General features: G+C 30.7%; 13 protein-coding genes. All 13 read right to left on the bottom strand.

Features of this window, described 5'->3' with window-relative positions; all coding sequences use genetic code 11:
* Nucleotides 1-32 precede the first annotated feature (32 nt).
* Nucleotides 33-1,073, bottom strand: coding sequence for a polysaccharide biosynthesis protein (locus K5V07_RS03445; RefSeq protein ID WP_221916394.1), 1,041 nt, complete (start codon nt 1,071-1,073; stop codon nt 33-35).
* A complete protein-coding gene (locus K5V07_RS03440; RefSeq protein WP_221916393.1) occupies nt 1,057-2,343 on the bottom strand; it encodes a hypothetical protein in 1,287 nt (428 codons plus the stop codon). The genes K5V07_RS03445 and K5V07_RS03440 overlap by 17 nt, the downstream gene beginning before the upstream one ends.
* 4 nt (nt 2,344-2,347) lie before the next feature.
* Nucleotides 2,348-3,634: a hypothetical protein gene (locus K5V07_RS03435; protein ID WP_221916392.1), complete on the bottom strand. Its 1,287-nt coding sequence runs from the start codon at nt 3,632-3,634 to the stop codon at nt 2,348-2,350.
* 28 nt (nt 3,635-3,662) lie between these two features.
* The gene (locus K5V07_RS03430) at nt 3,663-4,574 is read right to left on the bottom strand and encodes a glycosyltransferase (protein ID WP_221916391.1); all 912 of its coding nucleotides are present in this window, start codon (nt 4,572-4,574) and stop codon (nt 3,663-3,665) included.
* Between the two features lie 82 nt (nt 4,575-4,656).
* On the bottom strand, nt 4,657-6,147 hold the full coding sequence (locus tag K5V07_RS03425) for an oligosaccharide flippase family protein (RefSeq protein ID WP_221916390.1): 1,491 nt from the start codon (nt 6,145-6,147) through the stop codon (nt 4,657-4,659).
* Complete coding sequence (locus K5V07_RS03420) at nt 6,140-7,399, bottom strand: DUF563 domain-containing protein (RefSeq protein ID WP_221916389.1); 1,260 nt, start codon at nt 7,397-7,399, stop codon at nt 6,140-6,142. Before K5V07_RS03420 ends, K5V07_RS03425 begins: the two co-directional genes overlap by 8 nt.
* A 64-nt stretch (nt 7,400-7,463) precedes the next feature.
* Nucleotides 7,464-7,883 (bottom strand): WxcM-like domain-containing protein, encoded by a 420-nt coding sequence (locus K5V07_RS03415; protein WP_221916388.1) that lies wholly within the window; start codon nt 7,881-7,883, stop codon nt 7,464-7,466.
* A gap of 4 nt (nt 7,884-7,887) precedes the next feature.
* Nucleotides 7,888-8,778 (bottom strand): NAD(P)-dependent oxidoreductase, encoded by an 891-nt coding sequence (locus K5V07_RS03410; RefSeq protein WP_221916387.1) that lies wholly within the window; start codon nt 8,776-8,778, stop codon nt 7,888-7,890.
* Nucleotides 8,771-9,859 carry a CDP-glucose 4,6-dehydratase gene (gene rfbG / locus K5V07_RS03405; RefSeq protein ID WP_221916386.1) on the bottom strand — a complete coding sequence of 363 codons (1,089 nt, stop codon included), beginning with the start codon at nt 9,857-9,859 and terminating at the stop codon, nt 8,771-8,773. The genes K5V07_RS03410 and rfbG overlap by 8 nt, the downstream gene beginning before the upstream one ends.
* Nucleotide 9,860: 1 nt before the next feature.
* Nucleotides 9,861-10,637: a glucose-1-phosphate cytidylyltransferase gene (gene rfbF, locus K5V07_RS03400; protein ID WP_221916385.1), complete on the bottom strand. Its 777-nt coding sequence runs from the start codon at nt 10,635-10,637 to the stop codon at nt 9,861-9,863.
* A gap of 235 nt (nt 10,638-10,872) precedes the next feature.
* Nucleotides 10,873-11,979 carry a DegT/DnrJ/EryC1/StrS aminotransferase family protein gene (locus tag K5V07_RS03395; RefSeq protein WP_221918135.1) on the bottom strand — a complete coding sequence of 369 codons (1,107 nt, stop codon included), beginning with the start codon at nt 11,977-11,979 and terminating at the stop codon, nt 10,873-10,875.
* A gap of 2 nt (nt 11,980-11,981) precedes the next feature.
* Entirely contained in the window at nt 11,982-12,428 is a 447-nt protein-coding gene (locus K5V07_RS03390) for an acyltransferase (RefSeq protein WP_221916384.1), read from the bottom strand.
* A 1-nt stretch (nt 12,429) separates the two neighbouring features.
* Nucleotides 12,430-13,314, bottom strand: coding sequence for an FdtA/QdtA family cupin domain-containing protein (locus K5V07_RS15055; protein ID WP_370632445.1), 885 nt, complete (start codon nt 13,312-13,314; stop codon nt 12,430-12,432).
* Nucleotides 13,315-13,322 lie beyond the last annotated feature (8 nt).

Below are 13,322 nucleotides of genomic sequence, written 5' to 3'. Positions count from 1 at the left end.
CTGAAAACTGCAACTGAAAACTGAACACTAAATTATCCTGGCATTTGAGCTACATCTTCACCAAAAATTTCTTTTTTAATGAGCGGCAATTGTACCAACAATTTCTTCATTCCTTCCACGCCCAATTGCTCGGTATTGTGCGAATGGTAATCTTCGATTTTAGATATATCTTGTTCTCCTTCCGAAAAGTACTGAGCATAGTTTAAGTCCCGATTATCTGCTGGAACTCTGTAGAATTCACCCATATCTTCGGCTTTAATCATTTCTTCCCGTGTACACAAGGTTTCGTATAACTTTTCACCATGTCGGGTACCAATTACTTTAATTTCGTTGGTAGCATTGCTTAGTTCTTTCAAAGCTTGCGCCAAATCACCAATGGTACCTGCAGGTGCTTTATTAACAAACAAATCACCTTGATTGCCATGCTCAAATGCAAATAAAACCAATTCTACCGCTTCATCCAAAGACATTAAGAAACGAGTCATATTAGGATCCGTTATAGTCAAGGTTTGTCCCGTTTTTATTTGATTCAAGAACAAAGGAATCACAGACCCTCTTGAAGCCATAACGTTACCGTAGCGCGTGAGGCACACTGTAGTGGTATTATTCGCGATGGTTCTAGAAGCGGCCACAGCCACTTTTTCCATCATCGCTTTGGATATTCCCATAGCATTTATAGGATATGCCGCTTTATCCGTACTCAAACAAATAATTTTAGATACCTTATTCGCAACGGCTGCATCAATAGCGTTTTGCGTCCCCATGACATTGGTTTTTACCGCTTCCATAGGGAAAAATTCACAAGAGGGTACTTGCTTTAATGCGGCAGCATGAAACACATAATCTACTCCACGCATAGCACGCTCTATACTAGCATAATCACGAACATCCCCAATATAAAATTTGAGTTTATCGCTTTTTAACTGGTTTCGCATGTCATCCTGCTTTTTTTCATCTCGTGAAAAAATCCGTATTTCACTAAAATGATCCGTTTGTAAAAAACGATTCAATACGGCATGGCCAAATGATCCTGTCCCACCGGTGATTAAAAGTGTTTTATTTTGTATTTTCATAAACTATTTGCTGTAATTTTTGTTGTAAGATGGATGAATTTTTTTCTTTATTGAAATTTTCCAATGCAAAATTATATGCATTATCAACTTGTTTGCTAAGCAGGTTTCTATTATTCAAAACTTGTAGAATATTTTCAGCAATTAAAGTATCGTTCATTTCAGAAGATATAATAGTAGCCAAATTATTGTCAATCAAAACTTTAAACGAAGCTACTTCTAAAGGACCAAAAGCTATAATTGGTCTACTAGAAATCAAATATTCTGGTATTTTAGTGGATACAGATAGACGAGTTAATGATTTATAATAATCTGAATCGCTTTCAACATGAAGTAAAAAGTCAGTTTTTCTCATTTTATCTATTAAATCATTTGAGTTAACAAATCCACAATAATTAATTCCATAATTTTGATAATTCTTTGACATACTATCTGAGGGAAGTTGAGAAGAATAAATATTTAATTGAAATTTAAAAATTGAGTTTTCAGAAATATTCAACAGAATTTTCCCTAATCTTAATATCATTAAATCTCTATCTAAATGTAATCCTCCAAAATAAGAAATAATAATATTATCGTCTAAGTTAAAAAAATTTTTCTCGCTGATATCGATACAGTTCATTAATGGAGTAAAATTTTTCTTAAAATAATTTTGATATTCTGTTGCCATTGAGTCTCCTATAGCAAAACAAGTTACAGCATTACTTATGGTATTTTTATATTGTTTTTTCAAATATATCAGTCTAATTTTATCTAAAATAGTTTTTTGTTGAGGATATAAAATATAATCATCTGTAAAATATACACAGAGAGGAATTTTTAAAGTCTTAGATATATTTATAGCAATCCTATGAGAAAAAATAGAGTCGCCACCTGTAAAAAAAACAACATCAATTTGCTCTTTGTTTAACCAATAATACAATTTATTCAGTTTGCTATTTGTTAAATACCAAAGTACATCACGTATAGATAATAATAAGTTTCTAGAGTAATTATTTGAATTAAGATGAGATGAACTAACCTTAGACTCTATTTCTAATTTCTTTTGGACAATTTCACCAGGTTTTTTTCCGAAAATAAAACGCCTATTAATTATTGCTTTATCAGTTATTTTAAAATATTTTGAGCTAAAGTCCCAATCAGGCTCTTCACTTTCATTAAAAAACAACTGATAAATACTATCTCTTGGAAATTTTGAAAAGACAGCCTCCAAAGTTTTACCGTTATTAGAGGATTTAGAAAAAGAATTATGGCTTATGACTAGTACTTTCATTGTATCAATTATTGAAATATTTATTAATACCTTTTAATGCTTTTAGATTATTAACTAATATTGATAACACAATTGCGATAATTATCGATGATGATGCACTGACAAAATTACCAACTGGTAAAGAAAAAAAGAATAGAACTATTACATAAAGAAGAACTGTTGACAATATTGATCCTTTAAGCATTCTGTTATAAAAACGTAGAGACAACTTTGCTATTATTACAATCAAGCAAATAAAAAGTATTAAACCCAAATTATCAACTAATTTAGTAACATCTGGACTCCAAGCTGCACCGCAATCTATAACTTTCGAACAAATAATTTCATTATAGGATTCTCCAATTCCAAAAAGATAAGCACCTTTTGGTATCAAAATAGAAATAAATCCTTTGAATGAAGAAAACCAAATTGTACTAATTGCAACACCAGAAAAATAAATTCCAAATAGAAAATATCCGTTGAAACCATGGAGTGCTAAAGATAATTTTTGGGCGTAAACTGAAATTAATGCATCAGGATTATAGACCATTTCATTAGTAACTCTTTCAACTACTAATATATCACCTGTACTCCGCAAGGATTTACTAAACATGAAGTAAAAACCACCAAGTAAAAGAAAAATAGCAATTAAATACTGTGCTTTACTACCAAACCAATTTCTATTATTTATAAGTTTTTCTCTTACCAAAACTGTAAAAATTACTAACATAATTATTTCAAAATTTTCGAAGGAGGTTCCACGAGCCATCCCCGAAAAAACATATAAAATAGTAACTGTAAAAACTGAAAGATATTCGATAAAAGTTGCCCTTCTTTTAAATGCTAAAGTACGTATAAACAAGCCCCAATATAGGAATTTCAAAACACCCGATCCTAAAATATAAGGTAATTTAGCAACTGTAAACTCTTTTAAATTAGCATCTTCAAAATATGTTTGATAACTCCCGTAGGTACTTTCACTACCTAGGGCATTAAAAGATAAAAAAGAGGCAATACTACTAACCAAATTTGCACCCGTATAAAACTTGATGTAAAGTGGTACAAAAACAATAGCATAAAGCATAATAATTATACTCACTTTTGAATATGAATATTTTTCAAGAATCCTAGGTTTAACATCTAATAAAGTTTTATTCATATTGCGTCTTATGGTTATAGAAAATATGAAATATACCATCCACATTAAAACCAAGGCAGGCAAAAAATCAATAAAACCCAATGTTACCGGTGATATTAACGCAAAAACAGTTAACGAAATGTAATAATACTTAACGTATTTTAAATACATCATAATTTAAATTAATTCAAATATTAATACACTATCTAATAATCCTTTTTAAAATATTTTTCAATCTCAAGTATGATATGCCTACTAATGGAATTTTTAAAAAATTATGATATATATATGCTTTTATTTTAATTGACTTTAAAACTTTTATTAAGGTTCTATCTTCACTAATTTTTACTCCATCATTATACCATTGTAACTTATAATAGTACTCTCTTTGTAAAAGATGCAATACCCTTTTTAAATCTGTAGGCTCAAACACATTAGTATCATGTCTTCTATACTTTACTAACGGCTGGTCAATATATTTTATATTTCCTAATAATAAGGCTCTAAAAGCTAGGACAGCGTCTTCTTGAATTACATCATTATGAATTTCTCCAAAAACATCCCATACTTTTCTATCAACAGCGGCTGAGCAACCTAATAACCAACACAATGGCTCTGTATTGAAAATTGATGATTTAGTCTTTTCTAAAAAAGTTAAAATATCACTAGTGTAAGAGGGAGTAGATGGAAACATCACTTGTTTCTCGGTGCCATATTTGTCTATTAATTGAACGTTAGAGAAAAAAGCAGTTGTACTTTTTCCAGAGTTAATCCATTCTTTATAAATTATTGTAGTTCGTTCAGAAGTAGAGATATCATCACCTCCCATTATCACTATTAATTCACCCCTAGTTAACTTAAAAGCCTCACTAATATGATGTCCCATACCTAAATTTGTATTGTTCCTATTAACAATTAATTTATGTGGTCCTTCATATGCAGCAACTACTTCTTGTATTATTGAAAAATTACTATCGGTGGAACAATCGTCTGATATTATTATTTCTAGTGGAGAATAATTCTGAGAAAGCGCACCTGCGAGAGTTTCTCTGATATACTCTTCTTGATTGTAAGTAATAATTAAAACTGATATTAATGGATTGCTTATATTCATTTAAAAAACTTAGGATATTATTATTTTTTATATTTTTATTTCTTACTTAACGTCAAATAAAAAAGAACTTAAATTTAATAATCTACTTTCCATTTTTCTTGTTTTTAAAATTATTAATTGCACTTTTAAAATCAATTCGCCTATCTAATTGAATATAACTATATGTTAAAGAGATCATTAAAAGGCATATGCCAATAATGTAGCTCCACGGTTTATCAATCATTAAAATATTAAGAAAGCATAGTAGAGAAAGAACCATTTGTATTAAAAAAACACGTACAAATCCAACAGTGAATGAAAATGAATATAAGTGTCTTGTTATTCCATATCCAAGAATTGTTAGTAAAATGTTTGAAACCATAAATGCAATACCTAAACCCTCGAGTCCAAAAAAATAATAACCACCAATGTTGGTTGTTAGAATAACAATAAAAGCAAAGATATAAATTGAAAAATATAATTTACTGGCACCCTTTGCTAAAAAAATAATACCAATAGACCAATTTACAGCTCTAATTAATATTCCTAACATTGCCCAGTACATCATTTTATCTATTAAGAGGAACTCATCTGAATACAGAGTTTTTATAATTAGCTTTATAAAAACTAAAAAAAAGATAACAAGTGGACCTAAAGCTACGACAGCAACTTCAGCTTGCTCGTTAATCAAATTATTACTCCGTTTATTATCATGTGCTACCGCAGATAATCGAGGATAATAATCTATCAGCATTGCTGAGAAAATCATGCCTACATAAGTGTTCACTATTGCAAACCCAGCAGTAAATAATCCAACCATACTAATATCTCCATGATTAGCTATAAAAATTCGTGTGAAATATTCAATTAAATTATCTAAAATAGAAGTAAGACCAATAAGGAAACCCATAATAATCATGGATTTTCCTTCTACGGCAATGTCTTTTGTTAAAAGTTGAACCTTTTCAATCTTAATGTTTTTTGTAAACCAATATGAAAGGAACAAGGAGACACATGACGTTATTATAAATACAGGAACAATTCCATTGATACCACAAATGTAATAAATAGGCACAGAAAAGAATAATCCAACAATGGAACCAAATAAACTAGCTTTCGCTAAAGGTTTTAGTAGTCTCATTCCTTCTAATAAAGCAATTTGCCCACTAGAGATTTGATTTAGTAGCAATGTAATTGATAGCCAAATAAAAGATAAAGTATAATCTGAATTGCCAAATGTATACTTACTAAGTATCTGTGCTGAAAATAATACTACCAATGAGCCTAGTATTCCCGTAGCCCAAACTAATTTTCTAAATACATTAATTGTAAAAGCAACTTTCTTATAATCACCTGATGCGTTTGCCTCGGCAATATTTTTTACTGAACTAGTTTTAAGACCAAAATTTGTAAGACCCGCAATTAAACCTAGTGTTGTTGTAAAAAGCCCAACTATTCCAATACCAGCAGGACCTAATAAAATAGCAACAAATTTAGATTTGATAATCGCAACTACAATTAGTAAGAGCTGGACGCCACCAAAAACTGATGTAGCTTTAACTATTTGCTTATATGATGTTTCATCTTTATTCATTATCGTTCATTAACGTTTGGTATGAATTAATCACTTCTTTTAGTGGGATAGTGTATGAACTATGAATGCTTTCAGGTTGATTGTCAATTCCTATTACTGCTAAAAGCTTGACTTTAAAAGCTTCAGAAAGTTTGGCTAAATATAATTCATATATCCTTTGATAATTCATGAAAACAAGGAATTTAGTATCAGGCTGACAAAATATCATATTCATAAATCCGCTAGAATACGATCCTGCTATTATTGAAGCTTCACTAAATAATTTTCTTTTTTCCTCTAAACTATATTCGTGAGGAGCAATAAATTCAAATCCTTCACTTTCAAAAAATTTTTCAATCTCTACAGCATTTTCCAAAATTCTTAAATTACTCAGCGGTGATAGTGGTGAAACTACTCTTTTTATAAATAATTTTCTGAATTGAGGTATTTTCTGTCCATCAAAAGAAGAAAATAGCAATTTATTAGTCAAAAATGAATTTTTTAAATAAGACATCACAAATTGAGGAATTACACAGTCTGTGGGAGAAAGATATATTGCATGGTCAGCTAAAACACTGGTGTTTTCTACATAATAGAGCTTGTCACATTTAGCAATTTCATCTATTTTAAGTTCAAGTATATTTATAAGCTTAATATCTGAAATTAACGCATTCAAAATCTCTCTAATATTCTGATCATGGTAAGGTGGAATAATTATTGTTAAATTCTCTCCTGTAATTTCTATAATTTTTTTTATACAATCAATTTTAGGTAAATATTGAACTAAAAAATGTGACCATACATTGGAATGGACGCCACATAGGGAAAACCCGTTAGTTACATTGATTATTTTTTTTACTTTGTCTACATTTATAATATTTTCATTTTTCCTCACTAAATGATAATCCAAAGGTAATAGTTTTCCAAAATGTGGATATTGAGTTTTGTGCCAAACGGCTTTATTATTTATTTGTATAAAATCTGATCCAGGATAAACTGTACCTTGATGATATTGTCTTAAATATATCGCAGGTGAATTAACTAGTAATTTGCCACCACTTATATGATTGAAAACCTTCATTAAAGGAATCTCCTCAGTGGTTTTTTCCTTCAGAGAAAATATAATACTACTAACAAGAGAATCATCAATAACTTCAAGCTCTATCGATTTTTTTAATCTTGATATTTTCTTTATTGAAAGATAAGATTTAATAAAAGTTCGACGAAAAATTTGGGATAATAATGGATTACTTTTTGTTTCTATTAATGCCATGAAAATGTGCAAATTAGTTTTAAATGATAATTATTTTGAAAGTGATGTCAAATTCAAATTTAGTCTACCTACTAAGATTTTTAAAATTAAAAGGTATTGTATCTGCTGGGTCAAATAATTGGTCGGAGTAAGCCATTAAAATAAATTCTTCTTCTTTGCTAGTATTGTAGAATGCATGTGCAATACCAAAGGGTACATAAACGGTTACCGGATCATCGGCATTCAAAAAAATTTCCATAAATTCCTGATTCTCCATGTCTTCAAGTCTCAATATACATTCGCCTGTTATTAATGTAAACCATTCGTTTGCTTTTGGATGATAATGTCCACCCTTAATCTCTCCAGGTTTAGCCATAGTTAAATATACTTCTCCTGTTCTATTTGGCAAATTTAATTCTGTTCCTGTTAAAACTTTTAGAAACCAACCTCGACTGTCTTCTATCTTATTTCTTTTGTAAGTAAAAATTTTTTTTGATAAGCTCATAATGTTATTTATTAAAATAATCTAAAATTCCATCTTCCAAACTAATTGTTGCTTTCCAACCCAAATCTTTAGCTTTTTTATTATCTAACAAAATAACCTGCATAGATTCATCTTGCCTTTTTGCTTTTCCAAGTACATTATTGTGGTCTTTATTAAAATACTTAAATATCAATTCAACAACATCCTTAACCAAATTTTGAGTATCAGATGCTAAATTATAAATACCATTTTCAACATTTTTATTGCAAAGTATCATTATAAATGAGCAGACATCTTTAATATGTAGAAATTGCCTAATTTGAGTTCCGGCAGTTAATTCGAGTTCTTTTTTGTGTTCCAACCTTTCAATAAGATATGGAATCAATCGATTTTGGTTTTCATTTTTCCCGTAAATGGAAGGTAGGATTACATGAAAATGGTTTATTTTGGATAGTGAATCATTAACAAATCTCGTCAACAGTCTTTTTGAAAGGCAGTAGTGATTTGGAACATCGTAATCCGAAAGCGCCACTTCTTTTTCGTTAAACTTTCTAAGTGATTCTTGTGCTCCAATTTCAAAATAAGATCCAAAAGTGATAAATTTTCCCTTGAAGTTATTTGCGTCTAAATAATTGGCAATCGTAATCGGTAAAAAAGCATTAAGCTGATAAATTTCATCTAAACTGTATTTTTTTGAAGACTGAACACCACCTGCAGCCGCAAATATTACGATGTCAAATTCTAAAAAAACATCTAAGTTAGGTATAGATTCTGGATAAGAAAATGGTACAAAATGATGCTTTTCGTTTCTCTTTTGTCTTGAAAAAAGTGTCAGCTCATGATTATCATTTTCTAATTCAGCAATTAAATAACTTGCCAAAAAGGAAGTAGATCCAATAATTGCGGTCTTAGTCATTTTTTTGATTTAAGTAAGTTGTAATATTTTCCTCTATCAATAATATAATATCTTGTTCACCAGAAATAAAAACATTATACCAATTCATCGTGAGCCTGATGGCTTCACTGCTAGATAGCAAAGGCTTCCAACCTAATGATTGTATTGACTTTGAAATATCTAATCTCAATAATTTAGCTTCATGTGGTTCATTCTCTAAAACAGGACATTCATAAGAACCTTTGCCAAATACTGAAATTGCTAATTTTACAAGATCCTCCACCGTAAAGGCATCTTCATCAAAAGGACCAAAATTATAAGCTCCCGAAAATTTCAACGGTTCTTGATCAATTTTTAGTCCTAACAATAAATATCCCATAACAGGTTCAAGTACATGTTGCCAAGGTCGGATTGATTTAGGATTTCTTACAGATAAAACTTTGTTATTAATAATTGAATTTACAATGTCCGGAATAATCCTGTCCTTTGACCAATCACCACCTCCGATAACGTTTCCAGCTCTTGCTACAGCAATTGATTTTTGATGTTTTACATAATCTGCAATATTAAAAAAAGAGTTACGATAAGAATCAATTATTAATTCTGAACATGCCTTACTAGCACTGTAAGGATCAAATCCTCCTAATCTGTCCGTTTCTCTGTATGGATAGACCCATTCATTATTATGGTAGACTTTATCTGTAGTAATTATTACAATTGAACATTTATTATCTAATAATCTAACAGCGTCCAAAACATATGCTGTTCCTAGCGCATTAACTTCAAAAGTTTCAGCAGGTATTTCATAAGATAAACGAACTAATGGCTGTGCGGCTAAATGAAATACAAAATCAGGTTTGAATTCACTAATTTCCCTCAATAAGCAATCTTTGTCTCTCAAGTCAGAAATAACTGAATCGCAAAGACTATCACCATCAATTAAATTATATAAGTCGTTATAATTTTTCGGTGCTAATGCATAACCCTTAACAGTAGCACCCAACATTGATAAAACCTTTAACATCCAAGCCCCCTTAAAACCTGTATGACCTGTAATAAATACTTTTTTACCCTCGTAATTTTCTTTTAATTTTTCAAACATATTACCAAATTTTCCATTTCGCATTACCAGAATTCCAAAGTTGCTCTAACTCAATCCTGTCTCTCAACGCATCCATTGGTTTCCAAAACCCCTTGTGTTTGAAGGCAGAAAGTTGACAATCATTTGCAATATCCATAAGAGGTTTCTTTTCCCATTGTATATCTTCCATGTCACCTTCAAGATATTTGAAAATTCCAGGTTCAAGCACAAAAAAACCTCCGTTAATCCACATACCGTCTCCTTGTGGCTTTTCAACGAAATATTCCACACTTCCATCATGGGCCATTTCAATATTTCCAAATCTACCTGGAGTCTGAATACTCGTTAAAGTTGCTAATTTCCCATGAGACTTGTGAAAGGATACCAACTCATTAATATTTACATCGGATACTCCATCACCATATGTCAACATAAAAGTTTCATCATTTATATACTTTTTAATCTTTTTGATTCTTCCCGCAGTATTTGTCATCAATCCGGTATCTACTAGAGTAACTTTAAAAGATTCAGAGTTAGAGAAATGTACATCAACTTTATTTTTTTCCAATTCTATTGTTACATCTGAATTGTACAAATAATAATTTAAAAAATACTCTTTAATAGATTGTGCCTTGTATCCTAGACAAAGTACAAAATCATTAAAACCATAAGTTTCATAAATTTTCATAATGTGCCACAAAATTGGCTTACCGCCAATTTCAACCATTGGTTTTGGTCGAGCTTCGGTCTCTTCCATTAATCTGGTACCTAAACCACCAGCTAAAATAACTACTTTCATTTTTATTTTTTTTTTAATTTATATAGGCTCACAATCTATAAAATGTATAATTACTGCGAATATACCCATTATCATAAAATCAAATCATCTATTCTAACAATAAATAAACATATTTAGACTAAATTAAATTTCTTGTGTCTCTATAATATATTTGATATTTAACATAAATATAATATTATTATTAAAATAATATTAAACTATAAGAGCATTCAACTTAATAAATTAATTGTGGTCACTAAATACAAAATTGATTTATACAATTTATTACAACACCAACTTGATCATCACTCATCACAGGACTTATTGGTAAACTCAATACTTCATTGTGAATTTTTTCGGTTATAGGATAACTTTCGTTATTCATCATTTTGTAAGCCTCTTGTTTATGTGGCGGAATTGGATAATGAATCAATGTTTGAACTTCTTTTTCTAATAAATAATTTTGCAAAAGAATTCGGTTTTCAGTCCGCACTACAAAAAGATGCCAAACATGATTTTTAACATCATTCGTATTTACTGGCAAAATTATTTTATCATTTTTAATTTCGGCTATATAACGAGCTGCTATTTCCTGTCTGCGCGAATTTTCATCATCAATATAGTTGAGTTTTACACTTAAAAACCCTGCTTGAATTTCATCTAATCGACTGTTTAGACCTTGAAAATCATTTACATATTTTTTAGTACTTCCATAATTACCCAAGGCTCGTATGTGTTGTGCCAACGCATCATCATTTGTAGTTACAGCACCGGAATCGCCTAAAGCCCCTAAGTTTTTACCAGGATAAAAACTAAAACCTGCGGCGTCTCCTAGATTTCCTGTTTTTTTTCCTTCAAATGTTGCCCCTACCGCTTGAGCATTATCTTCAATAATCTTCAAATTGTACTTATTAGCTAGTGCTACTAAAGCATCACTCCAACAAACGCGCCCATACAAATGAACTACCATAATTGCTTTCGTTCTTTTTGTAATTTTAGCCTCAAGCAAAGTAAGGTCTAGGTTGTATGAATCCAAATCTGGTTCAACCAAAACTGGGACTAAATTGTTGTCTGATATAGACAATAATGAGGCTATATATGTGTTGGCAGGTACAATTATCTCATCACCCTTTTGCATTACACCCAAATCAATGTATGCTTTTAATATTAATCGTAATGCATCTAAACCATTTGCCACTCCAATAGCATGTTTAACACCATTAAATTTAGCAAAATTGGCTTCAAAAGTATTTAACTTTTCACCCATAAGAAACCAACCCGAATCGATTACATCGCTAGCTTCTTTTTTTAGCTCATCAGCGTATTTTTGATTTATTTTTTGAAGGTCTAAAAATTTAATCATCATTATATTTTTTTAATAAATTTAGCTGGACTACCATACCACAACTCGTTAGCTGGTACACTTTTTGTAACCAAACTACCTGCTCCTACCATAGCATTTTCTCCAATTGTAACTCCCCCTAAAATGGTAGAAGCTGCGCCAATTGAAGCTCCTGTTTTAATAATTGTGCGTTGCAGCTCAAAAGCTTGTTTTGCACGTGGATATTTGTCGTTAGTAAACGTTACGTTAGGTCCTATTTGTACATTATCTTCTATAGTAATACCATCCCATAAATATACTCCACATTTTACAGTGACATTATTACCAACAACAACATCATTTTCAATAAAACAATGGCTGCAAATATTACATACTTCTCCAATTTTAGCATTAGGCAATACTATAGTAAATTGCCAAACATTAGTATTTTCAGGTATGTAGGCTTGAACTTCGGCTAATTGATGAATCATTTCAATTGTTTTTTTTAAATTGTTTAAATTTTTCAAAATCTCTGATATAATCTTCTTCATCATACCTATCGGATGCCATAACCAAACAGGTACTTCCTGAAGAAAAATTGTTTAATTCTCTCCAAATACCCGGTACTACATACAAACCTTGATACGGTCGGTTCAAAGTAACGGTATATTGTTTTACACCATCGTTTAAAACTACATCAAAGCTACCACCAGCGGCAACTATTAACTGGTATAAATCTTTATGACCATGCCCACCACGTTCCTCTCCCCCAGGGACATCATACAAATAATACACCCTATTGATATCGAATGGGACTTCAATGCCATTTTCTACTACCGTTATATTACCTTTGTCTCTATGTTTTTTATCTAGATCCAAAACCACACAATCATTTACAGAACTTTTAGTAGCATCAACCACTGGTTTTGTGCGCTCAACCTTAATATTCGAATATAACTGTGCAATTTTAGTCGTATAATTAAATTGTAAATAATCAGTATAAGACCTAATATAATCAGAGGGATTAAATGGTGTAGATGCCAATACTAGTGCTAAGGAATTGGTCGAGAAATTCTGCATACTTCTCCATTGTCCTGGTGGAATTAATAAACCAAGATAAGAGCGATTTAACGAAAAAATGTTTTGATTCTCATCTTCATTAATAACAACATCAAAACTACCGGATATTGCAATTACTATTTCATATTGATCCTTAAAAGCATGGCCGCCTCTGAATTCGCCTCCAGGAACATCATAAATCCAATAGGCTCTTTTAATTTGAAAAGGCAATTGATCTGGATTTTGCAAAAAGGTAAGATTACCACGTTGGTCAACAATCTTAGGAAAATGTAAAATTTGTGGCTCAGCTGATATCATTTTAAGCT

It is taken from the genome of Flavobacterium sp. CHNK8 (assembly GCF_019774515.1).
Lineage (GTDB): Bacteria > Bacteroidota > Bacteroidia > Flavobacteriales > Flavobacteriaceae > Flavobacterium > Flavobacterium tiangeerense.
Note: the sequence above shows the minus strand (reverse complement) of the source record. Positions and strands in the feature narration are given on the sequence as shown.

What these genes read in the sequence shown, in the direction of transcription:
- K5V07_RS03445 (WP_221916394.1), bottom strand. Translation starts at nt 1,073, where the DNA reads ATGAAAATACAAAATAAAACACTTTTAATCACCGGTGGGACAGGATCA.
- K5V07_RS03440 (WP_221916393.1), bottom strand. Translation starts at nt 2,343, where the DNA reads ATGAAAGTACTAGTCATAAGCCATAATTCTTTTTCTAAATCCTCTAAT.
- K5V07_RS03435 (WP_221916392.1), bottom strand. Translation starts at nt 3,634, where the DNA reads ATGATGTATTTAAAATACGTTAAGTATTATTACATTTCGTTAACTGTT.
- K5V07_RS03430 (WP_221916391.1), bottom strand. Translation starts at nt 4,574, where the DNA reads ATGAATATAAGCAATCCATTAATATCAGTTTTAATTATTACTTACAAT.
- K5V07_RS03425 (WP_221916390.1), bottom strand. Translation starts at nt 6,147, where the DNA reads ATGAATAAAGATGAAACATCATATAAGCAAATAGTTAAAGCTACATCA.
- K5V07_RS03420 (WP_221916389.1), bottom strand. Translation starts at nt 7,399, where the DNA reads ATGGCATTAATAGAAACAAAAAGTAATCCATTATTATCCCAAATTTTT.
- K5V07_RS03415 (WP_221916388.1), bottom strand. Translation starts at nt 7,883, where the DNA reads ATGAGCTTATCAAAAAAAATTTTTACTTACAAAAGAAATAAGATAGAA.
- K5V07_RS03410 (WP_221916387.1), bottom strand. Translation starts at nt 8,778, where the DNA reads ATGACTAAGACCGCAATTATTGGATCTACTTCCTTTTTGGCAAGTTAT.
- rfbG (WP_221916386.1), bottom strand. Translation starts at nt 9,859, where the DNA reads ATGTTTGAAAAATTAAAAGAAAATTACGAGGGTAAAAAAGTATTTATT.
- rfbF (WP_221916385.1), bottom strand. Translation starts at nt 10,637, where the DNA reads ATGAAAGTAGTTATTTTAGCTGGTGGTTTAGGTACCAGATTAATGGAA.
- K5V07_RS03395 (WP_221918135.1), bottom strand. Translation starts at nt 11,979, where the DNA reads ATGATTAAATTTTTAGACCTTCAAAAAATAAATCAAAAATACGCTGAT.
- K5V07_RS03390 (WP_221916384.1), bottom strand. Translation starts at nt 12,428, where the DNA reads ATGATTCATCAATTAGCCGAAGTTCAAGCCTACATACCTGAAAATACT.
- K5V07_RS15055 (WP_370632445.1), bottom strand. Translation starts at nt 13,314, where the DNA reads ATGATATCAGCTGAGCCACAAATTTTACATTTTCCTAAGATTGTTGAC.